Origin of the sequence: Streptomyces diastatochromogenes (assembly GCF_002242805.1) — a bacterium.
GTDB lineage: Bacteria > Actinomycetota > Actinomycetes > Streptomycetales > Streptomycetaceae > Streptomyces > Streptomyces diastatochromogenes.
Genome location: NZ_MCGQ01000006.1, coordinates 52,798 through 76,028, shown reverse-complemented (window position 1 = coordinate 76,028; position 23,231 = coordinate 52,798). Strand labels below are relative to the sequence as shown.

Sequence of the window (23,231 nt, the reverse complement as noted above, 5' to 3'; positions counted from 1 at the left end):
CCCCGGCAGCTTCAGGCGGGTCCCGCGCAGGCCGAGTCGAGCAGGGTGCGCGCCGCCTGTTTGGCGGCCTCGGCGGCCTCGGCGGCACGCTCGACCCGTGTAGCCGCCAGGGTGCCGTCGATGAGGAGGGTGAGCTGGAACGCGAGCATGCCCGGGTCCGTGGCGCCGGCCGCGGCGGCCAGGCCCCGTACCCAGTCGCGGACGTTGGCCTTGTGTTCGGCGGTGATGGTGTGCGCTGTGCTGCCGGGGTCGTACTCCGCCACCGCGTTGATGAACGCACAGCCCAGCGTGCCCGCTCGTGCCGCCTGCTCCAGTGCGACGAAGAGGCCGAAGAGCTGCTCGCGGGGATCCTCCCCGGCGGCCAGTGCCGCCGAGCGCAGTTGGCGCCGCCAGCTGTCGTCCATCCGCCGCAAGTAGGCGGCGACCACGTCGTCCTTGCTGGGGAACTGCTTGTACAGCGTGGCCTTGGCGACTCCCGACTCGGCGATCAGCCTGTCCACTCCCACGGCGTGGATGCCATGGGTGTAGAACAGCTCGCAGGCCGTGTCGAGGATGCGCTCCCGGGCCGGGCGCCGGATGGACGTCGTGCTCATGCGGTGTAAGTTAACAGACGGGTCTGTCTGCCTGCAAGGCGGAAGACAGACCTGTCTGTCCTTAACGTGTGATCGACTGCGAGGAGATGTTGTGATGGGCAGCATTGACGGTCTTGATCTCGGCACGTTCGGGGTCTACACCTTCGACTTCGAGGCCCAGCCGGCGGCGCGGATCCGCGAGTCGGTTCAGGAGTTGGAAGAACACGGCTGGCGGGCGGTGTGGATTCCCGAACTTCTCGGGCGCGACGCGTTCACGCACGCCGGCTATCTGCTCTCCTGCACCGAGCGGCTGAGTGTGGTCAACGGCATCGCACAGATCTGGTCACGTGGAGCCCGGTGGGCGTACGGCGCCGGCCTTCTGCTGGCCGACGCCTACCCCGACCGGCATGTGCTCGGTCTCGGATTCGGCGGCGGGCCGGGTCCGGGGCCGGCTACCAAGCCCTTGGCGGCCATGACCGCGTACCTCGACGAGATGGACGCGGTCGAGACGCCCAACCCTCTGCCGAAGGCTCCGATGCGCCGCATCATGGCCGCGTACGGGCCCAAGATGCTCCAGCTGGCCGGTGAGCGCACTGCCGGCGCGCAGACCTATCACGTCAACGTGGCGCACACCGCGCAGGCGCGCGAGATCCTCGGACCGGACGCGTTCCTGGGTGTCGAGCACGCGGTGCTCTTCGAGTCCGACCCCGGCAAGGCCCGCGCGATCGCGCGCGAGCATCTGCACATCTACCTGAACACCCCGTACAACGTCGCCAAGTTCCGTCGGCTGGGCTACTCGGAGGAGGAGATCGCGGGCGGCAGCGACCGCATCGTCGATGACCTCGTGTTCTGGGGCGACCTGGACACCGTCGTGGAGAAGCTCCACGCCCATGTCGAGGCCGGCGCCGATCATGTCGCGATCCAGGTGATCGGGATCGAGCCGGGTGCGTCCGCGATGCCGTACTGGCGCGTGCTCGGCGAGGCACTCCTGCCTCGGGGCGGCAACGCCTGATCCGCGGGATCACCGAGGGTGCCGAGCCCGTCGACGGGCACGGCACCGTGTGCCCGGGGCCGGTGCGGGCGCCGACGTCCCGGTTCGGCGTCAGGCGGTCGAGGTGCGGAGGTCCTTGCGGAGGATCTTGCCCGACGCCGACTTGGGTATGACGTCGATGAACTCGACCCGCCGGACCTTCTTGTACGGGGCGACCCGGCCGGCGACGAACTCGATGACCTCGTCCGCGGTGAGGTCGGTCCCGGCCCGGCGGACCACGAAGGCCTTGGGAATCTCCTCGCCGTCGTCGTCGGCGACCCCGACGACCGCACTGTCGCTGATATCCGGGTGGGTCAGCAGCAGGGCCTCCAACTCGGCGGGCGGGACCTGGTAACCCTTGTACTTGATCAGTTCCTTGAGCCGGTCGACGATGAACACCCGGCCGATGCGGTCGACCTGTGCGAGATCTCCGGTGTGCAGGAACCCGTCGGAGTCGATCGTGCCGGCGGTCGCCTCCGCGTTGCCCAGGTAGCCGGTCATCACGTTCGGTCCCTTGACCCACAGCTCGCCCGGCTCGCTCAGACCTGCCGTCGGGTAGGCGACGTCCTGGCCGGTGACGGGATCGACGATCTTGTTGAGCGTGTTGGGGACGGGCCAGCCGCACGAGCTGAGCGGTGCGACCTCGCCGAAGTGTGCCTGACCGCCGTCCAGCGGCATGACGTGGCTGACCGGGCTCAGCTCGCTCATGCCGTAGCCCTGGAGCACCCGGACGCCCAACCGCTCGGCCACGGCGTTCCCGAGTTCGGCGTCCAGCGGTGCGGCACCGGACAGGATGGTGTGCAGGGAGGACAGGTCGTACTCGTCGACGAGCGGATGCTTGGCCAGGGCCACCGCGACCGGAGGTGCGATGAAGTTGTAGGTGATCCGGTGTTCCTGGATGGTGTCCAGGAACGCGGCCAGCTCGAACCGAGGCATGACGACCAGAGTCGCCCGCGCCTGCAAGGCGGCGTTGAGTAGCACGGTCATGCCGTAGATGTGGAAGAACGGCAGCACCGCCAGCATGTTGTCGTCGGACCTCATTCCGAGCAGGGGCCGGATCTGCGCCATGTTGGCCACCAGGTTCCGGTGCGTCAGCATGACGCCCTTGGGGTTGCCGGTGGTTCCGGAGCTGTAGGGCAGCACGGCCAGGTGCGTGGCGGGATCGAAGGAGACCTGCGGAGCCGGGGTGCCCTGGGCGAGCAGATCGTCGGCGTTCGGGTGGCCGGTGGCGTTCTCGCCTTCGCCGTCCAAGACGATGAGACGCCCGGGCGTGATGCCCACCGACCGCGCCGCCTCCTCGGCCTGCGGCAGCAGCGCGCTGACGGTGATCAGCATCGTCGCGCGCGCGTCGGTGAGCTGCTTGGCGATGTCCTGGGCGGTGAACAACGCGTTGACGGTGGTCGCCGTGGCGCCGGCCCGCAGAATGCCGTGGAAGGCCACCGCGAACAGGGACGAGTTGGGAGCGAGGAGACCCACCACGTCCCCGACGCCGACCCCGCGGGCGGCGAGGGCGCCGGCTGTCGCGTTCACCCGCCCGATCAGCTCCCGGTAGGTCGTCCGCGTGCCATCGGCGGCGTCGATGAGCGCGATCCGGTCCAGGTCGGTCTGATCGATGTCCGTGAAGAGCATGTCGAACACGCTCACTTCGGGGATTTCGACGTCGGGAAACGGGCTGGTGAACATCAAGGGGCTCCACTACTGGTGCTGTTGGTGCTGTGTGCGAGGAACGTCAGGACACGGGCGTCGAACTCGTCGGGGCATTCGATCTGCGGCATGTGACCGATCCCGGCAAAGAGATGCGTCTCGGCGTGGGGGAGGAGCCCATGTGCGGAGTCGAGATGACGGGCGGGCAGGACTCGGTCCCGGTCGCCCCAGATGATCAGTGTGGGACGGGGGTGCTTCCTGACGGCGGCGGTCAGGTCCGCCCGCCAGCCGGGCTTGGTACCACGCACCGTGGCGAGTTGTCGGACGGTCTCAAGTAGTACGGCGTTCGGGTCGGGCTGGCGTGCGATGGCCAAGGCATGATCGATCCGCTCCTTGGTGGCCAGTAGCGGGTCGGCGAAAAGCAGGCGCTCGGCCATCCGCGCCCCGGCGCGGGTGGTGCGTCGGGTGGCGATACGGCCGAGAACGGGGAGGGCGAGCAGCCGCAGCGGGAGTGCGACCTCGGAGCCGAATCCCGCGCTGTTGACCAGTACCAGCGAGGCCACCCGTTCCGGCTCGAGGACGAGCAACTGCTGGGCGATCGCGCCGCCGAGCGAGTTGCCGAGCACGTGCAGCGGTCGCCGCTCGCCGAGTGCGTCGAGCGTCTCGATCGCTCCACGGGCCAGCACCTCGAGAGTGATGGGTTCGGGGGAGCGGGCGGAGAACCCGAAACCCGGAAGATCCAGGGCGATCAGCCGATGCCCCTGGGCAAGGCGCGGGTATTGAGTGGCCCAGTCCTCGAGACTGCGGCCGATGCCGTGCAACAGCAGCACCGGCGGGGCGGCCGGGTCGCCCTCGACACGGACGCGGGTGCGCCGGCCATTGACGGAGAGGAAGGCGGGGGTGCTCACGCGGCCGCTTCCTCGGGAGTCTCCGCCGCGCCCACCACGGCACGGGTGAAGTGCAGCGCGGGGTCCTCGACCGGCCCGCCACGCAGCCGCTCGCGGTCGAGTGCGTAGTTCTGGTCCACCGTCCAGGGGCCGTGGGAGCCCTGCTGCGGGAACAAGTGCATGGCACGTTTGATGTAGGCCGTGTCCATTTCGAGGAACGGCCGCCGGGTGAGCGCCGGGTCGTCGACGACCGGTGTGAAGGCGGCGTAGCCGAAGCGGTCCATGTGGGCCAGGATCCGGCACAGGTGGTCGGAGACCAGGTCGACCTTGAGCGTCCACGCGTTGGTGGTGTAGCCGAGCGCGAACGCGAAGTTGGGCACGCCGCTGACCATCATGGCCTTGAACATCAGCCGGTCGTTGAGCTCCACCGGCTGTCCGTCGACGTGCAGGGCGATCCCGCCGAACGGCAGCATGTTCAGTCCGGTGGCGGTGACGATGATGTCGGCGTCGAGCTCGGTGCCCGACTTGAGCAGAATGCCTCGCTCGGTGAACCTGACGATGTGATCGGTGACCACGGACGCCGCTCCGCTGGAGATGGCCTTGAACAGGTCGGAGTCGGGGACCACACAGAGCCGCTGGTCCCAGGGGTTGTAGTGGGGGTTGAAGTGCGTGTCGACCGCGTAACTCTCGGGAAGCGCTGCGGCGTTGAGCCGGCGGATCAGTCGGCGCATCTGCCGTGGGTAGCGTCGGCTGAGGGACAGGATCAGGCGCTGGCGGTTGATGTTGATGCGCCGGGTGATCCCGTATGCGACCGCGTCCGGCAGGAGTCGGAGCAGGGTGTTGGCGATCGGGTCCTTGCGCGGGACCGGCAGGACGTACGACGGTGAGCGCTGCAGCATCGTGACGTGTCCCGCTGTGCCCGCCATCGACGGCAGGAGTGTCACGGCCGTGGCGCCGCTGCCGATGACGACGACCTTCTTGCCGGTGTAGTCGAGATCCTCCGGCCACTGCTGTGGGTGGACGATCAGGCCGCCGAAGTCCTCGCGCCCCTCGAAGTGGGGGGTGTATCCGCCGGCGTAGTCGTAGTAGCCGGCGGCGGAGAACAGCACGCTACAGGTGACGTCGAACTGTTCGCCGTCACTGGTCCGTTCGAGCGTGACCGACCAGCGCGCCGTGTCGGACGAGAAGTCGGCGCGGAGCACCTTGTGCCCGAGGTGCAGGTGCCGGTCGAGGCCGTTCTCGGTGATCGTCTCGTGCAGGTAGTCGAGGATCTCATGGGCGTCGGCGATCGCGTTGTCCTTGGTCCACGGCTTGAACTCGAAGCCGAAGCTCTGCATGTCGGCGTCGGACCGGATGCCCGGGTAACGGAACAGGTCCCAGGTGCCGCCGATCGCGTCGCGGCCGTCGACGATGGCGAAGGTCCGGCTCGGCTGCTTCGTGGTCAGGTGGTAGCCCAGATCGATGCCGGAGATCCCGGCTCCGACGATCAGCACGTCGACGTGCTGAAGTCTCGCTGCCGCCGCGGCGGTTCCGCTCATGTCGGCTTCCTTCGTTTAGTGAGGTGTGGGTGACGGATTGGCGAAGGCGGTGGTCACTGCTGCGCGATCAAGGACACGAGGCGCGGGACGGCAGAGAGGTCGGGGACGTCGAGGAAACCGGGGCGCTGGTAGGCAGGGTCGGGGTAGGTGTAGTAGCCCTTGCCGGTCTGCAGCCCGAGCAGGCCCTGGTCCAGTAAGTTGCTCTTTATGTACTCGGCGTTGGCGCTCATCTGCGCGTCGCCGGTCTCCCTCGCCCAGTGGGCGAGGACGTCGTACGCAGTCTTCATGCCGATCATGTCCATCATGCCCAGCGGCCCGAATCTGGCGCCGGTGTACAGGAAGGTGCGGTCCACGTCCTCGGGAGTGGCGACCCCGTTGGTCACGAGGGTCTGTGCGGCGTTGAGGAAGGGCACCAGCCACGTGTTGACGACGTACCCGTGCTGTTCCTTGCGCACGGGGATCGGCAGCATGCCGATCTCGACGGCGAACTCCGTCACCTCGGTGAGCGTCTCCGTTGCCGTACCGGGGTGCGCCATGATCTCGGCGAAGTTCATCGACCAGATCAGGTTGGAGAAGTGCAGAGCGCAGAACTTCTCCGGACGGCCGGTGGCCTCGGCGAAGTCCCTGGGCAGGAACGTCGAGGAGTTGGTCGCGACGAGGGCCGCCGGAGGCAGGTGTTCGGCCACCTCCTTGTACACGGCCGTCTTGACCTCGGGGATCTCCGGTACCGCCTCGATGACCAGGTCTGTCTGTACGACCGCGGCAGCCAGGTCAGTGCTGTAGGTCAGGCGTTCCCTCGTCGCGGCGATGCCCGCGTCGTCGGCGCCGACATCGGACAGGTAGATGGCGGCGTACTGGTCGTGCGCGGCCCGACAGCGCTCGATGGCGTCCGGTGCGATGTCGTAGACGGTCACGGTCTTGCCCTTGAACGCGCTGTGCCAGGCGATCTGTCCGCCCAGCACACCCGAGCCCAGGACGGTCACCCGGTTCAGTCGGGACATGGAGCTCTCCTCTTCACGACGTTGGGAATGGAGAGACGAGCGCCGGCAGGGCTCCACGCAGCCGAGTCGATTGCTGCCGGCACACTCGCTCCTTGAGCTGTACTCAGGCGGGCACGCTCGCCCAGTGCTGTGCCAGTGCGTCCGCGAGTTCCCGCGGGCGCTGGAGTGGCGTCCAGTGCCCGCTGTCCAGCCTGATCACGCCCGTGGCCCGGACGGCCTTCGCGACGGGTTCGGCGTACTGCTCCGGTGCGAACTGGTCATCGTTGCCCCAGAACACGAGAGAGGGGCTGGTGATGTCCGCCAGACCGGGCCGCCAGTCCTCCCACAGCAGGACCGCGGAGCGGTAGAGGCGCAGGATGCTGTCCTTCATCGTGGCGTCCATGCGGCTCGCGTTCTCCTCCGCGTGCTGGGCGGGCACGCCGTTGGCCTGGAGCAGCTTGCTCAGCTCCGACGGGTCGAGCGCGGCCATCCACTGCTCCCCGACCTCGGGGGTCTGCCAGAGCTTCGCGAGGTCGTGCCATTCGTCCGCGCCGGCGATCTGGGCGCCGCCGGCGGCCCACGTCCGCACCAGGTCGGGGCGGACCGAGGCGACACGGGAGGTGAGGATGCAGCCCCAGTCATGGCCCACGAGGTCCACGGGGGTGCCGATCTCCTCCAACCGGGCGATGATCCAGTCGGCGTACTCCTCCTTGGTTGAGGTGAAGCCTTCCGGAACGGGGCTTCCGAAGCCGGGCAGGGAAAGGACGACGACGTCGGTCCGCGGCAGGTGGGCTATGACGTCGTCCCAGACGTGGTGCGTGTCGGGGACGCCATGCACGAATACGGCGGGCACAGGAATTCTCCGTTCGGTAGGTCAGCCGGTGGTGTACTTCGCCGTGCCGCCCGTCAGGTACTTGACGGGGCCGAGCCCCTGGGCCTCGGCGCACTGTTCGGTCAGCTTCTGGACGGTCACGGCGTCGAGGACCGAGTGGAACTGTCCGTCCTCGGTGAAGCCGACGTTGGCGCCGTTGATGACGAACAGCACGACCGTGTCCTCGATGTTGGTCGGGGGCACGGCGAAGGTGTGCACCGACGAGGCCGGCTCGTAGAGGTAGGAGCCCGCGGTCTGCGGCTGGTCGGGGTACTCCTTGTAGAGCCACTTGCCCTTGAGGGTGTAGCCGTGCACCCCTCCGGTGTGCAGATGGATGGGCAGCTCCACCCCGGGAGCGAAGGTGCCGAGGATCGACCAGATGCCCATCTCGGGGTCGAGGAACAGCGGCTGGAAGCTGATCCCGGGGCCGAGCGCGTCCTTCAGCAGGGGGATGTCGTTCACGTTCAGTGTGAGCAGCTCGGTCTGCGGGAGCGAGACGACGGGCACCTTGCTCGCGGTCTGTACGGCGGTCATGGTCTTCCTCCGATACGTGTGCGGTGAGTGTGGTTCAGCGGGCGTGGGGAGTGATGATGATCTTGGCGTCCTGCTCGGGGTCGCGGAGCCTGGCGAAGGCGTCGGCCACATCGGCGAGTCCGATCCGGCTGGTGATGAGCGGATCGACGTGGAGTTCGCCGGCGGCCAGGTGGCTGAGGGTCTGGGCGAACTCCTCGACCGTGTAGGAGACGGAGAAGACCAGGTCGATCTCCTTGAAGACACCGAAGGTGGGGTAGAAGGTGTCCTGTTCCATGCACAGTCCGGCGACGACGATCTTCGTGCACGCGGCGGCCCCGCCAAGGATCTGCTGGATCACCCCAGGGACGCCCACGCACTCGAACACCACCGACGGACGGAACGCGGAGTCCGGGAACGTCACCGTCTGGCGGCCGAACCGCGTCGGGTCCGTGACGGCGGCGACGGAACGCCAGGAGTCGTACGGTGACGTCTCGCGCGGGTCGACCACGATGTCGGCGCCGAGCGCGGTGGCCATTGCGCGCCGCGTGGGGGAGAAGTCCGCTGCGATGATCGGGCCGATACCTCGCATCTTGAGCACCGCGATCACCGCGAGCCCGATCGGGCCGCAGCCGATGACGATGGGCACGTCGTCGGATCCGAGGGCGCCGCGGTTGACGGCGTGCAGGGCGACGGCCAGCGGTTCGGTCAGAGCGGCGATGTCGGTGGGCACGTTGTCCGGCACCGGGATGAGGAGGTCCTCGGACAGGAGCATGTAGTCGGCGTAACCGCCCGGGGTGTCGACACCGCCGAAGCCGAGCAGCACCGGCTGCGGCTGCCGGAGCAGGAACGGCACCGAGACCACTCGGGTGCCGGGCGCGTGCACCCCGCGTGTGCCCGGTCCGTTCTCGACCACTTCGGCGCAGAACTCGTGACCCAGGGAGGTCTGCGCATCGAGATCGAACGGGGCGGCGCCGGTCACCGCCTTGTAGCCCTCGATGAGTTCGGAGCCGTGCGCGACGGCATGCAGGTCGCTCCCGCAGATCCCGTTCGCGAGGGTCTTGACCAGCACTTCTCCCGGGCCGGGCCGGGGGATCGGCGTCTCGATCAGTTCGAGCCCGCCCTTGCGCATGACAACAGCAGTCATCGTCATAGGTGTTTCCTTGCGGTTGAGGTGTTTCGGGGTGGTGCCCTGGAAGCCCGGGACGTCGGGGTACGACCGATGGGCACGGCTGTCCCTGAGTGGGACCCGCGACAGGATGAAGAGGCAATGCGCACCACGAGCCGGGACTCGGAGGCTGGTGCCGTTGCAGGGTGGCCTGCTCGACAGGCTCTCTTAGGAGGTGGTGAACAGCCGTCCGGCGTCAGGCGGTTGACTGCTGGTCCGGACGGGACCGCGGATTCGCGGCGGACGCGGATGTGAAATCCGTGTGCATGCAGGGGCGTAAACGGGTGCCCGAGCACCCCCGTCCCACGGCACGGGAGAACTGCCGGGTGACGGTAGTCCGTTCACCCGGGCCGAACCGACGCCGACCACTCCGGCGGCTCGGTCCGAGCGTCGTGATCGTCGTGCGGTGGTACCGGACGGCTCGGTCCGTTGCTGAAGCGCTCATGGCACACCTCGTCGTGTGACTGCCCCGCCTGGGCGGCGGCCGGTGGAGCGGTGCTCGGCCATGCGGCCCGAGCGGATCGCCCACGTGCTCGTCCTCGCCTGTGGGCTCAAGCGCTAACAGTAAGAGGGTTACTACCATCATGCAAGTGACTGGCTGCAGTGATGGAAGTCACCATTCAGATCCGGGTCTTGGGTTCAGGAGGCGTGCTCGTTCCGTCGTTCGAGCAGTGCGCGGAGCCGGTCGTCGGCCGACGGGCCCGGCAGGAATATGGAGTGCTCCTCGTCGATGGGGCGGCCGGTCGTGCGGTCGATCATCAGGGGGTTGACGTCGATGCCCGACTCCTTGTCCACCACCCGAATGTTGGGCGCCTCGGGCGGAAAGTGCTCCAGGCCGAAGGCGTACAGCGCGATGAGCACCGGGCGGAACGCGTGCCCGGCTTCGGTGAGTACGTACTCGTCCCGCGGCGGCCGTTCGCTGTAGCGGCGCCGTTCGAGGAGGCCCGCCTCGACGAGCGCGCCGAGCCGGCGGGTCAGGGAGTTCGGCGAGATGCCCAGGCTCTTCTGGAACTCGTCGAACCGGGTGATGCCGTGGGTCGCGTCACGCAGGATGAGGATGCTCCACCACTCGCCCACGTGTTCCAGTGTCAGTGCGACCGGGCAGGTCATGTCCTGAAAGCTCTTCCGTTCCATGATGGAAGTCTACGGACGGCGCGACGGTGGCCGGAGTCTCGCAGGTGGCAATGCGCTGTGTGTGGTGGTGGGGGGCGTCAGCGGGAGGTGCCGTCGGCCGCCAGGCCCGAGAGCAGGAGGGTGAGTGCGCGACCCGTGTCGACCAAAGCGTCTTCCGGGTCTTCTGCGGTCGCGATGATGTGGTTGCCCTCGCACAGGCAGGCCAGCAGCAACCGCGCGGTGGTGGCGATCGGCGTGTCCGGCTTCAATTCCCCCTGTGCGGCCATGACGGTGAGCAACTGTTCGATCGGCGGCTGGGCGACCGTCTCGTTGATGTGCCGGTACTGCTCGCCCAGGACCGCGGGTGCCTGGGCCATCAGTTCGCGGTGCAGCGGGTCGTCGACGGATCGCTGCAGGAAGGCGAGGGCGAGGGAGCGGGCCTCCGTCAGGGCCGGGGCGCCCGGGGTCGCCGCCGCCTCCTGCGCGGTCGTGTCACCGAGGGCCGCGACCTGCTGGATCAGCTCGGTGTACAGCTCGGCGAACATCGCCTTCTTGTCAGGGAAGTGGTGGTAGAAGGTGCCCTTGCTCACCATAGCCGCCCCGGTGATGGCCTCGACCGACGTGCCGGCGAAGCCGTTGTCCATGAACAGCCTGCGGGCGGCGGCCGTCAGGTCCGTCCGGGTCTGCTCCGCGTACATCTGCCGCCGGTTTGGCCTGCTCATGTGCACCATCGTATATTCGATGACCCAGGGTCAATGAATGACCGCGAGTCAATGAACGGGCGTGGTGACAACCCGTCCGGCGGGTCTGTCTGGAAGGTGTGATCGTGGACAGTCGCAGGATCGTCCTGCTGGGCGCTACGGGGTACACCGGTCAGCGAGTGCTCCGGGAACTCCTCAAACGCGGCGCGGAGCCGACCCTGGTCGGGCGCAGCCGCGCCAGGATGCGGGCCGTGGCGGATCGCTTCGGGGCGGACCTGCCGGTGGCCGAGGCGGATCTCACCTCGGCCGCCGACCTCTCGCGGCTCCTGGAGCCGAGCGACGTGGTCGTCTCCACGGTGGGTCCGTTCATGGAACTCGGCATGGCGACCGTCACGGCGGCGGCCCGGGCGGGGGCCCATTACCTCGACTCCACTGGCGAGGGGACGTTCGCCCGGTTCGTCTTCGAACTGGACTCCGTCGCCGCGGCTCGGGGAGCGACCCTCGTGCCTGCCTTCGGCTACGACTACGTACCGGGCAACCTCGCCGGGGCGCTCGCCCTCACGCGGGCGGGCGAGCGGGCACGGCATGTCGACATCGGCTACTTCATCACCCGTTCCGGCCCCGGGGACCCGCTGCGCTACCGGAGCACCCTGCGGGATGCCTGGACCCTGACGACGGGGGGAACGCGGCAGACACTGGTCGGCGCGGCGGCCGAGGAGGGGTTCGCCTACCGCCCGCCGCGCCCGGGGGCTCCTTCCCGGCTGGTCGACGAGCGTGCCGCCAAGCGCGTCCGCATGTTCCACTACGCCGGTGTGCGGCGCGCGACCATGACCGTCCCGGGCTCGGAGCATCTCGGACTGCCGGAGGCGTTCCCGCAGTTGGAGAGCGTCGAGGTCGGACTGGGCTGGTTCGGCCGATGGACGCGTCCGGTGCAGATCGCGGCCGCGCTCCAGGCGCCCCTGCTCAGGTCGGCGCGGGTACGGTCCGCGCTGACCCGGCTGTCCGGGCGGCTCCCGGGAGCGCACCGCGAGCCGGACCGCGACGGACGCTCCCTGGTGATCGCCGTGGCCCGGGACAGCTCGGGCCGGTATCTGGCCAGGACGGCCCTCACCGGACCCGATCCGTACGAGATGACGGGATCCCTGCTGGCCTGGGGCGCTGTCTGGGCGGCGGCGCCGGATGTCGTCCTCAAGCCGGGCGCGCACGGCCCGGTCGCGGCTTTCGGACTCGACACGCTCGCGCTCGGCGCTGCCGAGGCGGGAGTGCACGAGGTCGCCGACGCGCCGGGCAGCCGCCGATGACGGCGTTCGCGGGCATAGATCACGGCATAGGGGTGCTGAAGCGGACGTCCGGGAGACCGGATGCCGAGCGATGAACAGATAACAGGTTGTTCGATCGGGTGCGAGTCAGCCCCCTTGGCGGGAGCGGGCCGGCCCAGCGGAAAGGAACCGTCCATGGACGAGCAGGGTGAGCGTTTCGACGTCGTCGTACTCGGTGCCGGGCCCGGCGGCTATGTCGCCGCCATCCGGGCCGCCCAACTGGGCAAGCGCGTCGCTGTCGTCGAGGAGAAGTACTGGGGCGGTGTCTGCCTGAACGTGGGCTGCATCCCGACCAAGGCCCTGCTGCGCAACGCCGAACTCGCGCACATCTTCACGCGCGAGGCGAAGACCTTCGGCATCAGGGCGGACGGCGAGGTCTCCTTCGACTACGGCGAGGCTTACCGCCGCAGCCGGAAGGTCGCGGACGGCCGGGTCAAGGGCGTCCACTACCTGATGAAGAAGAACAACATCACGGAGATCGCCGGGCGCGGCACGTTCCTGGACCCGCACACCCTCCAGGTGGCCGGCTATGACGGCAACGCCCGCACCATCGCCTTCGACCAGTGCATCATCGCCACCGGCGCCACCCCGAAGTTGCTCCCCGGTACCAAGCGCAGCGCGCGCGTGGTCACGTTCGAGGAACAGATCCTCGCCGAGGACCTGCCGCACTCCATCGTGATCGCCGGCGCCGGTGCCATCGGCGTCGAGTTCGCGTACGTCCTGCACAACTACGGTGTGAAGGTCACCATCGTCGAGTTCCTGGACCGGGTCGCCCCGCTGGAGGACGTCGAGGTCTCCGCCGAACTGGCCAAGCAGTACCGGAAGCTGGGCATCGACGTCCTCACTTCGACCCGCGTCGACGCCATCGACGAGTCCGGCCCGCAGGTTCGCGTCACGGTCACCGCCAAGGACGGCACCCAGCAGGTCCTGGAAGCCGACAAGGTCCTTCAGGCGATCGGTTTCGCGCCGAACGTCACCGGCTACGGCCTGGAGAACACGGGCGTACGGCTCACCGAGCGCGGTGCGATCGACGTCGACGGCCGCTGCCGGACCTCTGTCCCGCACCTCTACGCCATCGGCGACGTGACGGCGAAGCTGATGCTCGCGCACACCGCGGAGGCGATGGGTGTGATCGCCGCCGAGACGCTCGCGGACGCCGAGACCATGGAACTGGATTACGCGATGATCCCGCGCGCCACCTACTGTCAGCCCCAGATCGCGAGCTTCGGCCACACCGAGGCCCAGGCCCGTGACCTCGGCTACGACGTCCGGGTCGCCAAGTTCCCGTTCACCGCGAACGCCAAGGCGCACGGCCTGGGCGATGCCACCGGCTTCGTGAAGCTCATCAGCGACGCGAAGTACGGCGAGATTCTCGGGGCCCATCTCATCGGCCCGGACGTCACCGAACTGCTCCCGGAGCTGACCCTGGCCCAGCAGTGGGATCTCACGGTCCATGAGGTAGCCCGCAACGTGCACGCCCATCCGACCCTGGGTGAGGCCGTCAAGGAGGCCGTGCACGGGCTGGCCGGCCACATGATCAACATGTAGTCAGCAGGCAGGCGGAGGGGGGTACGGCCCCGGCGGGGCCGTACCCCGGACCGCGTCCACCAGCAGATCGAGCAGGCGGTCCAACTGCTCGCGCCCGTCGGTCGGCGAAGTCGTGGTGAACATGCCGACAAGGGCGATGACGAGGTCCTCGGCGCGGACGTCGTCGCGCAGTGTCCCCACAGCCGTACCGGCGTCAAGGATGGCCTGAGCCGCGGTGCGGAGTTGTTCGCGCGCAGGTGACGCGGGGCCCTGGTAGGACGCGAGAACCACGCGTAGCGCGTGCGCCGTCTCCCGATTCGTACTGGCGTAGTCGGCGAAGCGGTCCATCCAACTGCGCAGCGCGCGGGCCGGATCCTCCGTGGCGAGCAGGGTTTCGGCGTCGGCACGCAGCTGCGTCAGCTCCTCCTGGTAGATCGCCTCGACCAGCGCCTCCCGGGTGGGGAAGTGGCGGTAGAGCGTCGCGATGCCCACTCCCGTGTCCCGCGCGATCTGTTTCAGGGACACCGGTGCCTCGGACGCGAACGCGACACGCGCGGCGTCGAGCAGGCGGGTGCGGTTGCGGGCGGCGTCCGCGCGGACGGGTTTGGGGGTGTGGTGGCTCGGCATGGTGCGGAGGGACCTCCGTGCGCGGTCCGGCTCCGGACCCTTAAGATTACGATTGTAAGATTAAGGGGGATGGGGTGGCGGCTGCAAGACAGGAGCCGGTGATGTGTTCAGGGTGTCGACCCGGCGCCGCGGAACGTGCGCCGGTAGGCGAGCGGAGAGACGCCGATGGCGGCGTGCAGGTGCTCTCGCAGGGATGTGCCGCCGGCGAAGCCGACCCGGCCGGCGATCTCGTCCACCGGCAGGTCGGTGGTTTCCAGGAGGTGTCGCGCCCGCTCGATGCGCTGCTGGATCAGCCAGCGTCCCGGGCTCGTGCCCACCTCCTCGGTGAAGCGGCGGACAAAGGTGCGCAGGCTCATGTGGGAGTGCTCGGCCAGGTCCGTCAGGGCCATCGGCTCGTGGAGGTTTTCCAGCGCCCACTGGCGCGCGGTGGCCGTACCGCTGGTTGTGGCCTCGGGGACCGGGTGGCGGATGTACTGCGCCTGCCCGCCGTCGCGCCAGGGTGGGACGACGCACATACGGGCCACGTGGTTGGCGACCTCGCTGCCGTGATCCTTGCGGATGATGTGCAGACAGACATCGAGCCCGGAGGCGGCGCCGGCGGAGGTCAGTACATCCCCGTCGTCGATGAACAAGACGTTCGGGTCCAGTGCGACCTTGGGAAACCACGAGCGGAAGAGGTCGGCCACGACCCAGTGGGTGGTGGCCGACCGCCCGTCGAGGAGCCCGGCCGCGGCGAGGACGAAGGCGCCGGTGCAGATCGACACGAGGCGAGTGCCGGGAGCGACCGATCTGAGCGCCTCCACCACGGCCTGTGGCACCTCCGGGGTGACGGCGGTGGTGCTGAAGGGCGGGATGACGACGGTGTCGGCGGTGCTCAGCGTCTCGGGGCCGTGCTCGGTGGTGATCGAGAAGTCGGAGTTGGTGCGGACCGGGCGGCCGTCGACGGTGCAGGTGAGGACCTCGTAGTGGCCCTCTGTCGCCCCGAACACCCGGCTGGGGATGCCCAGTTCGAATGGATATACCCCGTCGACGGCCAGAACGGCGACTCGGTGAACGGATGTCATGGCGTGATCCCGTCGATAGTTGGCATTCATGCCATGGTATCGCTCTGCGGCGGCGGCCACGCTGGACGCACGGCGAACGCCGCCGCCAGGCGCGTGACTCGTCAAAACACCCGCGATTAAACCGAGTTCGGAGAACAGACCCCCGTGAACCCCACAGCACCCGGCCGCCGCAGTGTCCTGGTCGCCGCACTCACGGCCACCGCCCTCACCGCGGTCGCCGCCGCCCCCTCGGCCGTCGCCGGCCCGCTGTCCCGGGCGCCCGAGAGCGCCGGAGCGGCGCGGACCTCCGTCGGCGGACATGGTGACAAAGCCCGCCTCACCTACCAGAAGACGGTCGCCGTCAAGATGATGAGGGGCGTTTTCGAGCAAGGCGACATGTCGGTCGTGGACCGCTTCGTGCGGCCGGACTACATCCAGCACAACCCGCTCGCCCCTGATGGCGCGGAGGCGCTCAAGGCCTTCGGTACCGCTTGGCGGCAGCAGTACCCGGACGCCACGTATGACATCAGGCGTGTCATCTCCGAGGGTGACATGGTGCTCATGCACTCCAGCATCGTCCTGGTTCCCGGCACCCCTGGATTGGCCGCGTTCGACATGTTCCGGTTCCAGGGCGGGAAGATCGCCGAGCACTGGGACGTGCTGCAGGACGTGCCTACGACCACGGCCAACGGCAACGACATGTTCTCCACGATCAGCCGCCCGCGGACCGAGGAGCCGGGCCCCGCGTACCTCACCGCGCGCAACGAGAAGCTGGTCACCGCTTTCGTCGAGCAGTACCTGGTGAAGAAGGACCTGTCTGCCATCGACGCCTACGTAGGCCCCGAGTATCACCAGCACAACCCGTACATCCCCGATGGTGTGGCGGGCGCGAAGGCTGGACTGGGCGCCTACTACGCACAGTTTCCGCAGCTGGTGGCAACACCCCCAAGCGGGTGATCGCCGAGGGTGACCTAGTGGCCGTGCACAGCCACACCGTCAACGTCCCCGGAGAGCGAGGCCAGGCGGTCGTGGACCTCTTCCGGGTGCGCGGCGGCAGGATCGTCGAGCACTGGGACGCCGTACAGGACGTGCCGGAGCACTCCGCCAACGACAACACGATGTTCTGACGTGCGACGAGGAGATATCACATGTCCGATCACAGCGACATCCAGCTGAGTCGGGAAGCGGTCGAGTTCGCGGAGTGGATGGCGGGCTTGGTCGTCCCCGAGCCGGAGCTGGACGCGACGCGCACCCGTGTGGAGAGCGTGCACCTCAGGGCGCGGGAGCCGGAAGGCGTCACGTACCGGGAGGTGGACGCGGGCGGGGTCCTGGGCATCTGGTGTGAGCCGGTCGGCGCCGACACCGGCCAAGTTCTGCTGCACGGTCACGCCGGAGGCTCCGTGCTGTCGTCGGCGTACGTCGACCGGAAGCTCGCCGGCCACATCGCCAAAGCCGCCGGGGCCCCCGTCCTGGTCCTGGACTTCCGGCGGTCGCCGGAACACAAGTACCCCGCCCAACTGGACGACGTGGAGGCCGCCTTCAACTGGCTGGTCTCCGAAGGTTACGCGCCGGGGAACATCATCACGGTCGGCCACTCGATCGGCGGGTTCCTCGCCGTCGCGCTCGCGCTCCGGCTCCGCGACAAGGGGCAGCCGATGCCCGGCGCCATCGTGTCGATCTCCCCCTGGTGTGACCTGGAGATCGGCAACGAGACCATGGAGACCAACGCCGGGACCGACAAGATCCTCAGCAAGAGCCTGCTGGAGTTCTTCCGGGAGTCCTGGGTCGGCGGCACGGGCATCGAGTTCACGGATCCCAGGATCAATCTGAACCGGGCGGATCTGACCGGTCTCCCACCGACCTTGGTGTCATGGGGGACCTACGAGGTGCTGGCCGGCGAGGACGAGGAGTTCGCCGCGCGGGTCAAGGCCGCCGGGATCGACACGGCGACCGTGGTGGTGCCGGGCGGTCAGCACTCGTACGTCTTCGGCGCCGGCCGCGTTCCGGAGGCCGACGCCGCGATCGCGCGGATCGGCGCGTGGGTCCGGGAGAAGACGAAGATCTGACGGCGGGACCGCGAAAACACAGGGCCGGGGCGGCAGCCGCCCCGGCCCTGTGGCGATCAGGAAACCGCTTCGGTGGTCAGAAGACCGGGTTCCGGCCGTCGGTGCCCGCGAGGTACTTCTGAGCGGTGTAGTCCGAAACCCGTCGACCCACGGGTTGAGGGAGTCGACATGGCCGCCACCGAGATCTCGCGTACCGCTGTCTGGGGCCAGGCCGACCGGGCAGTCGGGCGTTGGCCTCCGTGGCCCGGCGGCCCGAAAGGAGGTCCTCCGGACCTTGGCGTGATCCCGTTGGAAGTTGGCATTCATGCCATGGTCTCGGAGAGCGGTCCCTTGCCACGCTGGACGCATGGCCAATACCACCACACCCACCATGCGTGCCATCCGCCAGGAGATCCACGGTTCCCCCGAGGTGCTCAAGGAAGTCGAACTTCCCCGTCCCGAGCCTGGGCTGAGCGAAATCCTGGTCGCCGTCCGAGCCGCCGGTGTCAACCCGACCGACTGGTGGAACCGCGCCCAGCCCAGGACCATCGACCGTCTGCCGCTCGTCCTGGGCTGGGACGTATCCGGAGTGGTCGAGGCCGTCGGTGTCGGCGTCACCCAGTTCAAGCCGGGCGACGAGGTGTTCGGCATGTTGCCGTACCCCCACGGGGTCGGCGCGCACGCCGAGTACGTGACTGCCCCCGCCCGCGCCTTCGCCCACAAGCCCGCCAGCATCGACCATGTCCAGGCCGGCGCCCTCCCGCTCGCCGCGCTCACCGCCTACCAGGCACTCGTCGACACCGCCGACGTCCAGCCGGGACAGCGCGTCCTCATCCACGCGGCCGCCGGTGGGGTCGGTCACCTCGCCGTCCAGATCGCCAAGTCCCGTGGCGCGTACGTCATCGGCACCGCCAGCGCCGGTAAGCACGAGTTCCTGCGCGGCCTCGGCGCGGACGAGGTCGTCGACTACCGCACGGTCGACTTCGCCGAGGCTCTCTCGGACATCGACGTGGTCCTCGACCCGATCTCGCTGGACAGCGCTTCCCGGGCCCGTTCCCTCGCTGTCCTGCGCCCTCGGGGCACTCTCGTCTCGATCCTGCCGGTACCTGTCGACGCCGACGAACTGGCGAGCATCGCCGAGCGGGGCATTCGCTACGAGTCTCTCCTCGTCGAGGCCGACCAGGCGGGCATGCAGGCCATCAGCGCCCTCGTCGAGAGCGGTTCCCTGCGCGCCCACATCGAGGCCACCTTCCCGCTAGCTGAAGCGGCCAAGGCCCACGCCCTCGGTGAGACCGGCCGTACGACGGGCAAGATGGTTCTGACCGTGGAAGGCACCAGGAACACGGAGCTCGCCGTCCGCGTGCTCAGGGCCGCGTTCGAGGGAGGCGACACGGCCGTCATCGACCGTTACGTGCGGCCGGACTATATCCAGCACAACCCGCTGGCCCCCGACGGCCCCGATGCGATGAAGGCTTTCGGCGCCGCCTGGCGGCAGCAGTTCCCGGACGCTGCGTACGACGAACTGCGGGCCGTCTCCGAGGGCGACCTGGTGCTCCTGCACTCCAAGGGAGTCCTGGTCCCCGGCACTCCCGGGCTCGCCGTCTTCGACATCTTCCGTTTCCAGGACGGTCGGATCGCCGAACACTGGGACATCCTTCAGGAGGCGCCGCAGACCACGGCCAATGGCAACGACATGTTCGCCACGCTCAGCCGGCCGGGGGGCGGGACTCCGGGGCAGCGGTGGTTCACCGCGTATAACAAGAAGCTGGTCAGCGACTACGTCGACCAACTCCTGGTCCGCAAGGACCTGACCGCCGTCGACGTCTACCTCGGCCCTGAGTACCACGAGCACAGCCCGAACATCTCCGACGGCGCGACGGGTGTGAGGGCCGGGCTGGGTGCCTGGTTCGAGAAGTTCCCGCAGTTGAGCGTGGTGCCGAAGCGGGCCATCGCGGAGGGCGACCTGGTGGCTGTGCACAGCCACTACGTCGACACGCCCGGCGAGCGTGGACGAGCGGTCATCGATCTGTTCAGGGTGCGCGACGGGAAGATCGTCGAGCACTGGGACGGCTCGCAGGACGTGCCGGAGAAGGCCGCGAACGGCAACACGATGTTCTGACGGCCACGAGGGCCGTAGCGGAAGGACGAGGAGAGACACATGACCGCACTGCGGTACGAGGTGTTCGTCACGCCCGCGATCTCGCAGAGCAGCGGCACCCTGAACCTTCCCGACGGGGAGCCGATGGTGTGGTCGCCCATCTCGACAACCCTGATCTGCGGCGACCGTGACGCCGTCCTCGTCGACCCGCCCTTCACCACCGACACCACGCGCGAGGTGCTGGCCTGGCTGGAGAAGAGCGGCCGGCCCCCCGACCCCGTAGGCCGGTGGCTCGTAGGTGCGCAAAGCGGTCGCCCGCACATGCACGGCAAGGCCCTGGCGGTTAGCCCGGGATCGATCCTGGGCGTGATGAGGAGGCCCCGGTCGGCGTGCTGCCGAACACCACCCGTAGTTCAGGGCCAGCGCGGATGCGACGAAGAACGGGCCCGCCGCTCCCCGGTCGGCGACGGCCGGGGAGCGGCGGGCCCGTCCGCTGTGCTGGTGCGCCCGCGTCCAACGGGCGGCTGTGACCGGCGCGTTCCCGACGGACTGCGGAGGCTCAGGCGGTCAGGTGGTCGGCCAGCTCCGTCAATGAGGCCACCGAGACATCGGCTTTCGGGTCGTTGCTCGGCGGCCGCAGGACAGCCTTCGAGCCGTATTCCTGCGGACGGTGTACGTAGGCGGTACGCAGACCGCACGCCCGGGCCGCGGCGAGGTCGTCGACGTGCGCGGCGGCCATCATGACCTGCTCCGGCTGGAGGCCGAGCAGACGCGCGGCGCCCAGATAGGCCTCGGGGTCGCCCTTGTAGTGCCCGAAGAGCTCTGCGGACAGCACGGTGTCCCAGGGCAGCCCGGCGTGCTTGGCCATGTTCACGAGCAGCGCGACGTGCCCGTTGGACAGGGACGCGATGACGAACCGCTTCTTCAGCCGCTCCAGGCCAGGCACCGAGTCCGGCCAGGGGTCCAGCCGGTGCCAGGCCAGCACGAGCTCGGCGCGCACGCCCTCGGGCGTATCCGGCACCCCGTATTCGGCAAGCAGTTCGTCGAGTGACGCCCGGTGCAACTCGTCGAGGTTCGTCCAGGGCAGCTCGCCACGCCGCACCCGGTCCAGCGATGGGAGGTACTGGCTGCGCCATGCATCGGCGAACGCCTCGGCGTCCACGTCGGAAACCAGCCGACGGATGTCACGTGCGACGCCCGAGCGCCAGTCCACGACAGTGCCGAACACATCGAATACCAGTGCTCGAATATTCATATGATGACCGTAATGCTTTGCCCCTGGTGCACGTCAAGCAGTGTCGTTCACGTACTCGGGGCGCAGGTGTGTGAATCGATCGCGAGTGTTGTGCCGGCGGAGGTGATGTCCGTGAGGCGGCCGGCGGACTCCGTCCTGTGTGTCGCGGCGAGCCGGCGGGCGGGGTGCTCGAGGTCGGGCCCCTCGGTGGCGGCGTTCGCCAACGGGCATCTCCGGAGCGGGGCGGTTCCGGCCCGTTGTCTGCGTGCCGTCGGCACACCCGAGGAGAGCGGTACGGTCACGGCTCGGCCGTGATCTGAAACGGAATACAGCTCATGTGGCGAAGCGAGACCTCAAGATCAACTCATCGGGTCCTCTGTCGCTGACCGGCCGCCGTCTCCGTGGGCCAGTGACGCGAGGATTGCCCCACGGCAGACGTCGAGGATCTCGTCCGTCAACGGAGAGTCGTCCGAACATGCCCGTGACAGCATGATTGCGCCGACCGAGTGGGCCAGCACGTTGATCAGCGTGGCGCGGGTTGTTCGCTGGTCCGTGTCCGGCGACGCGTCGCCTCCGGCCTGAAGGGCCGTCATCAGGCTCTCTATGCCGACTGTGAACTCCGTCTTGATGCCATCGGGTTGACGTGCGGCGTCGCCGCTGAGGGCCGTGATGGTGCAGCCCTCGCCGCGCCCGTCGCGGTGTTCCCGAGAGACGTAGGAGTCGACGAACTCGGCGACGTCAAGGGCTTCTGTCAGTGACGCGGTCCGTGAGAGTCCGTTCGCGGATGCCTCGGCCATCAGGTCGGTCTTGGAGTGGAAGTGCTTGTAGAACCCGCCATGGGTGAACCCGGCCTCTGCCATGAGTTCCGCCACGCCGACACCGTCGTAGCCGCGCTCACGAAACAGCCGGGCGGCTGTCGCGACGATGTGCGCGCGGTTCTGCTCGGCCTGTGCCTTGGTGACCCGCATGTTCGGCCCGTCCCTCCTGCCGGTGCTCGGCTGTTCATCATACTTAGATGTCGATCGACATCTAAGCGGTTGACTTTTTAAATTACGACCATCATTGTAAGGCTCACCGACTACAGAAAGGCGCGGCAGTGAGTGACACGCATGTGACCGCCCCGACTCAGTACATCGAGGTCGACGGAGACCGGTTGGCCTACCGGCGCTGGGGGAAGCCCTCCGGTGTTCCGCTCTTCTTCGTCCAGCACTTCCGCGGGGGCCTGGACCACTGGGATCCGCTGATCACCGACGGCTTGGCAGAGGGCCGTGAGGTCATCCTGTTCAACGGTCGCGGCCTCGCCTCGTCGTCCGGCACGCCACGCAACCGGATCGAGGACATGGCCGACGACATCGCCGCGGTCATCCGGGCGCTGGGGCTGGAGAAGGTCGACCTGCTCGGCTTTTCGATCGGAGGTATGCAGGCTCAGGAGGTCGCACTGCGCCATCCCGAGCTGGTGCGCAAGCTTCTGCTGATCGGCACCGGCCTGCGGGGCGGGGAGGCGGCCGCCGACCCCAAGGCGTTCGCGGAGGTAGCGACGCATCCGGTCCCGACCCTGGAGGACTTCCTCTACCTGTTCTTCGGCCGCTCGGAGGCGGCGCAGGAAGCGGGCAGGGCCTTCTGGGAGCGGCGTCACCAGCGGGTCGACCAGGATCCGCCGAGCTCGCCCGAATTGATGATGGCTCAGGTGGAAGCGGCCGTTGCCTACTCGCCGCTGCGGCCGGGCGAGACGCCCTTCGTCTACCTGAACGCGATCACCCAGCCGACGCTGGTCCTCAACGGCGAGGACGACGTGATGATCCCCACGATTCATTCCTGGCACCTCGCCCAGAACATCCCCAATGCCCAGCTGATCATCTACCCCGATGCCGGGCACGGAGCGCAGTTCCAGTATCCCGAGCGGTTCCTGAAGCACGCTGCCCAGTTCATCGACGAGTAGCGTCAAGGGCGCACGTGCCACTCCTGCGGGCCGTGGTGGTTGGCCATGCCGCCACGGCCGTCCGGGGTGTTCCAGGGCGGGGCTCCGGCCTCGTCGTCGCGCCGGGCAGGTGCAGGGTGCCAGGAGTAGCCGCAGTGGCGGATCGTGAACGCCTTCAGTCGGCACCTCGACCGGACATTCCGGGCCCGCGAACTGCGTGAACTCCTCGGCGGCATGAAGATCCTCACCTTCATCTTCATTGGGCGGGCTCCCGGGGCTCTCGGCACCAGGGCGCGCCGGTTCGTGGAGCCGGAGAAGGTCACGCCCCTCATCGTCATCCTCCTGCTGCCCGGCGCCACCGCCAGTGCCGCGGGCGCGGGATGAGCGCGAAGTCGGTGGCCGTGGG

Annotated in this window: 23 protein-coding genes and 1 pseudogene; 10 read left to right on the top strand and 14 right to left on the bottom strand. The window is 68.5% G+C overall.

Annotated features, from left to right (window positions below; translation table 11 throughout):
- Positions 1-11 precede the first annotated feature (11 nt).
- Positions 12-593, bottom strand: coding sequence for a TetR/AcrR family transcriptional regulator (locus BEK98_RS03840; RefSeq protein ID WP_094214925.1), 582 nt, complete (start codon positions 591-593; stop codon positions 12-14).
- A gap of 94 nt (positions 594-687) precedes the next feature.
- Here BEK98_RS03840 and BEK98_RS03835 point away from each other — a divergent pair, with 94 nt between their 5' ends.
- Entirely contained in the window at positions 688-1,584 is an 897-nt protein-coding gene (locus BEK98_RS03835; protein WP_094214924.1) for a TIGR03620 family F420-dependent LLM class oxidoreductase, read from the top strand.
- Positions 1,585-1,674: 90 nt separating this feature from the next.
- Here the strand turns inward: BEK98_RS03835 and BEK98_RS03830 are convergent, their stop codons facing one another.
- The 9 genes from BEK98_RS03830 to BEK98_RS03790 form a co-directional block, all read right to left on the bottom strand.
- Positions 1,675-3,285, bottom strand: a complete 1,611-nt coding sequence (locus tag BEK98_RS03830; protein WP_208642995.1) for a 4-coumarate--CoA ligase family protein — start codon at positions 3,283-3,285, stop codon at positions 1,675-1,677.
- The gene (locus BEK98_RS03825; RefSeq protein WP_094214922.1) at positions 3,285-4,154 is read right to left on the bottom strand and encodes an alpha/beta fold hydrolase; all 870 of its coding nucleotides are present in this window, start codon (positions 4,152-4,154) and stop codon (positions 3,285-3,287) included. The genes BEK98_RS03830 and BEK98_RS03825 overlap by 1 nt, the downstream gene beginning before the upstream one ends.
- The gene (locus tag BEK98_RS03820) at positions 4,151-5,671 is read right to left on the bottom strand and encodes a flavin-containing monooxygenase (protein WP_094214921.1); all 1,521 of its coding nucleotides are present in this window, start codon (positions 5,669-5,671) and stop codon (positions 4,151-4,153) included. The genes BEK98_RS03825 and BEK98_RS03820 overlap by 4 nt, the downstream gene beginning before the upstream one ends.
- A 53-nt stretch (positions 5,672-5,724) precedes the next feature.
- Positions 5,725-6,672 carry a 3-hydroxyacyl-CoA dehydrogenase gene (locus tag BEK98_RS03815; protein WP_094214920.1) on the bottom strand — a complete coding sequence of 316 codons (948 nt, stop codon included), beginning with the start codon at positions 6,670-6,672 and terminating at the stop codon, positions 5,725-5,727.
- A gap of 103 nt (positions 6,673-6,775) precedes the next feature.
- The gene (locus tag BEK98_RS03810; protein ID WP_094214919.1) at positions 6,776-7,504 is read right to left on the bottom strand and encodes an alpha/beta fold hydrolase; all 729 of its coding nucleotides are present in this window, start codon (positions 7,502-7,504) and stop codon (positions 6,776-6,778) included.
- 21 nt (positions 7,505-7,525) lie between these two features.
- A complete protein-coding gene (locus BEK98_RS03805; RefSeq protein ID WP_094214918.1) occupies positions 7,526-8,056 on the bottom strand; it encodes a 2,4'-dihydroxyacetophenone dioxygenase family protein in 531 nt (176 codons plus the stop codon).
- 34 nt (positions 8,057-8,090) lie between these two features.
- Complete coding sequence (locus BEK98_RS03800; protein WP_094215056.1) at positions 8,091-9,179, bottom strand: zinc-binding dehydrogenase; 1,089 nt, start codon at positions 9,177-9,179, stop codon at positions 8,091-8,093.
- Positions 9,180-9,839: 660 nt separating this feature from the next.
- Positions 9,840-10,334, bottom strand: coding sequence for a winged helix-turn-helix transcriptional regulator (locus BEK98_RS03795; RefSeq protein WP_094214917.1), 495 nt, complete (start codon positions 10,332-10,334; stop codon positions 9,840-9,842).
- A 77-nt stretch (positions 10,335-10,411) separates the two neighbouring features.
- Positions 10,412-11,035 (bottom strand): TetR/AcrR family transcriptional regulator, encoded by a 624-nt coding sequence (locus BEK98_RS03790; RefSeq protein WP_167444079.1) that lies wholly within the window; start codon positions 11,033-11,035, stop codon positions 10,412-10,414.
- Positions 11,036-11,139: 104 nt separating this feature from the next.
- On the opposite strand from BEK98_RS03790, the gene BEK98_RS03785 reads away from it, so the two are divergent.
- Together BEK98_RS03785 and lpdA are read left to right on the top strand one after the other, a co-directional pair.
- Positions 11,140-12,315 (top strand): saccharopine dehydrogenase NADP-binding domain-containing protein, encoded by a 1,176-nt coding sequence (locus tag BEK98_RS03785; protein WP_244201732.1) that lies wholly within the window; start codon positions 11,140-11,142, stop codon positions 12,313-12,315.
- A 153-nt stretch (positions 12,316-12,468) separates the two neighbouring features.
- Positions 12,469-13,881: a dihydrolipoyl dehydrogenase gene (gene lpdA, locus BEK98_RS03780; RefSeq protein ID WP_094214915.1), complete on the top strand. Its 1,413-nt coding sequence runs from the start codon at positions 12,469-12,471 to the stop codon at positions 13,879-13,881.
- Here lpdA and BEK98_RS03775 read toward each other — a convergent pair whose 3' ends face one another.
- Together BEK98_RS03775 and BEK98_RS03770 are read right to left on the bottom strand one after the other, a co-directional pair.
- Positions 13,882-14,487, bottom strand: a complete 606-nt coding sequence (locus tag BEK98_RS03775; protein ID WP_094214914.1) for a TetR/AcrR family transcriptional regulator — start codon at positions 14,485-14,487, stop codon at positions 13,882-13,884. It abuts the gene before it with no gap.
- Between the two features lie 107 nt (positions 14,488-14,594).
- Positions 14,595-15,551 carry a GlxA family transcriptional regulator gene (locus BEK98_RS03770; protein ID WP_094214913.1) on the bottom strand — a complete coding sequence of 319 codons (957 nt, stop codon included), beginning with the start codon at positions 15,549-15,551 and terminating at the stop codon, positions 14,595-14,597.
- A gap of 144 nt (positions 15,552-15,695) precedes the next feature.
- Here BEK98_RS03770 and BEK98_RS03765 point away from each other — a divergent pair, with 144 nt between their 5' ends.
- From BEK98_RS03765 to BEK98_RS49525, 5 genes and pseudogenes are all read left to right on the top strand, one after another.
- Positions 15,696-16,487 carry a nuclear transport factor 2 family protein gene (locus BEK98_RS03765; RefSeq protein ID WP_244201731.1) on the top strand — a complete coding sequence of 264 codons (792 nt, stop codon included), beginning with the start codon at positions 15,696-15,698 and terminating at the stop codon, positions 16,485-16,487.
- A 23-nt stretch (positions 16,488-16,510) separates the two neighbouring features.
- Positions 16,511-16,657 carry a nuclear transport factor 2 family protein gene (locus BEK98_RS49810; RefSeq protein WP_244201730.1) on the top strand — a complete coding sequence of 49 codons (147 nt, stop codon included), beginning with the start codon at positions 16,511-16,513 and terminating at the stop codon, positions 16,655-16,657.
- A 21-nt stretch (positions 16,658-16,678) separates the two neighbouring features.
- Complete coding sequence (locus BEK98_RS03760) at positions 16,679-17,596, top strand: alpha/beta hydrolase (RefSeq protein WP_244201729.1); 918 nt, start codon at positions 16,679-16,681, stop codon at positions 17,594-17,596.
- A gap of 370 nt (positions 17,597-17,966) precedes the next feature.
- A pseudogene (locus BEK98_RS48870) lies at positions 17,967-18,905 on the top strand (NADP-dependent oxidoreductase); the annotation flags it as partial.
- Complete coding sequence (locus tag BEK98_RS49525; RefSeq protein WP_208643002.1) at positions 18,888-19,694, top strand: nuclear transport factor 2 family protein; 807 nt, start codon at positions 18,888-18,890, stop codon at positions 19,692-19,694. The pseudogene BEK98_RS48870 and the gene BEK98_RS49525, both read left to right, overlap by 18 nt.
- A gap of 538 nt (positions 19,695-20,232) precedes the next feature.
- Here BEK98_RS49525 and BEK98_RS03750 read toward each other — a convergent pair.
- Both BEK98_RS03750 and BEK98_RS03745 read right to left on the bottom strand, forming a co-directional pair.
- Complete coding sequence (locus tag BEK98_RS03750) at positions 20,233-20,928, bottom strand: haloacid dehalogenase type II (RefSeq protein ID WP_094214911.1); 696 nt, start codon at positions 20,926-20,928, stop codon at positions 20,233-20,235.
- Between the two features lie 338 nt (positions 20,929-21,266).
- Positions 21,267-21,875 carry a TetR/AcrR family transcriptional regulator gene (locus tag BEK98_RS03745; RefSeq protein ID WP_094214910.1) on the bottom strand — a complete coding sequence of 203 codons (609 nt, stop codon included), beginning with the start codon at positions 21,873-21,875 and terminating at the stop codon, positions 21,267-21,269.
- Positions 21,876-22,003: 128 nt separating this feature from the next.
- Between BEK98_RS03745 and BEK98_RS03740 the strand changes: the two genes are divergently transcribed.
- Both BEK98_RS03740 and BEK98_RS03735 read left to right on the top strand, forming a co-directional pair.
- Positions 22,004-22,846: an alpha/beta fold hydrolase gene (locus tag BEK98_RS03740; RefSeq protein ID WP_094214909.1), complete on the top strand. Its 843-nt coding sequence runs from the start codon at positions 22,004-22,006 to the stop codon at positions 22,844-22,846.
- A 144-nt stretch (positions 22,847-22,990) separates the two neighbouring features.
- A complete protein-coding gene (locus BEK98_RS03735) occupies positions 22,991-23,209 on the top strand; it encodes a hypothetical protein (RefSeq protein WP_094214908.1) in 219 nt (72 codons plus the stop codon).
- The last annotated feature ends 22 nt before the right edge of the window (positions 23,210-23,231 follow it).

Excerpts from the sequence above, each read along its gene's own strand:
- BEK98_RS49525 (WP_208643002.1), top strand. The coding sequence starts at position 18,888 with ATGGTTCTGACCGTGGAAGGCACCAGGAACACGGAGCTCGCCGTCCGC.
- BEK98_RS03770 (WP_094214913.1), bottom strand. The coding sequence starts at position 15,551 with ATGACATCCGTTCACCGAGTCGCCGTTCTGGCCGTCGACGGGGTATAT.
- BEK98_RS03750 (WP_094214911.1), bottom strand. The coding sequence starts at position 20,928 with ATGAATATTCGAGCACTGGTATTCGATGTGTTCGGCACTGTCGTGGAC.
- BEK98_RS03805 (WP_094214918.1), bottom strand. The coding sequence starts at position 8,056 with ATGACCGCCGTACAGACCGCGAGCAAGGTGCCCGTCGTCTCGCTCCCG.
- BEK98_RS03830 (WP_208642995.1), bottom strand. The coding sequence starts at position 3,285 with ATGTTCACCAGCCCGTTTCCCGACGTCGAAATCCCCGAAGTGAGCGTG.
- BEK98_RS03760 (WP_244201729.1), top strand. The coding sequence starts at position 16,679 with ATGTCCGATCACAGCGACATCCAGCTGAGTCGGGAAGCGGTCGAGTTC.
- BEK98_RS03820 (WP_094214921.1), bottom strand. The coding sequence starts at position 5,671 with ATGAGCGGAACCGCCGCGGCGGCAGCGAGACTTCAGCACGTCGACGTG.
- BEK98_RS03815 (WP_094214920.1), bottom strand. The coding sequence starts at position 6,672 with ATGTCCCGACTGAACCGGGTGACCGTCCTGGGCTCGGGTGTGCTGGGC.
- lpdA (WP_094214915.1), top strand. The coding sequence starts at position 12,469 with ATGGACGAGCAGGGTGAGCGTTTCGACGTCGTCGTACTCGGTGCCGGG.
- BEK98_RS03775 (WP_094214914.1), bottom strand. The coding sequence starts at position 14,487 with ATGCCGAGCCACCACACCCCCAAACCCGTCCGCGCGGACGCCGCCCGC.
- BEK98_RS03835 (WP_094214924.1), top strand. The coding sequence starts at position 688 with ATGGGCAGCATTGACGGTCTTGATCTCGGCACGTTCGGGGTCTACACC.
- BEK98_RS03800 (WP_094215056.1), bottom strand. The coding sequence starts at position 9,179 with ATGACTGCTGTTGTCATGCGCAAGGGCGGGCTCGAACTGATCGAGACG.
- BEK98_RS03790 (WP_167444079.1), bottom strand. The coding sequence starts at position 11,035 with ATGAGCAGGCCAAACCGGCGGCAGATGTACGCGGAGCAGACCCGGACG.
- BEK98_RS03745 (WP_094214910.1), bottom strand. The coding sequence starts at position 21,875 with ATGCGGGTCACCAAGGCACAGGCCGAGCAGAACCGCGCGCACATCGTC.
- BEK98_RS03795 (WP_094214917.1), bottom strand. The coding sequence starts at position 10,334 with ATGGAACGGAAGAGCTTTCAGGACATGACCTGCCCGGTCGCACTGACA.
- BEK98_RS03840 (WP_094214925.1), bottom strand. The coding sequence starts at position 593 with ATGAGCACGACGTCCATCCGGCGCCCGGCCCGGGAGCGCATCCTCGAC.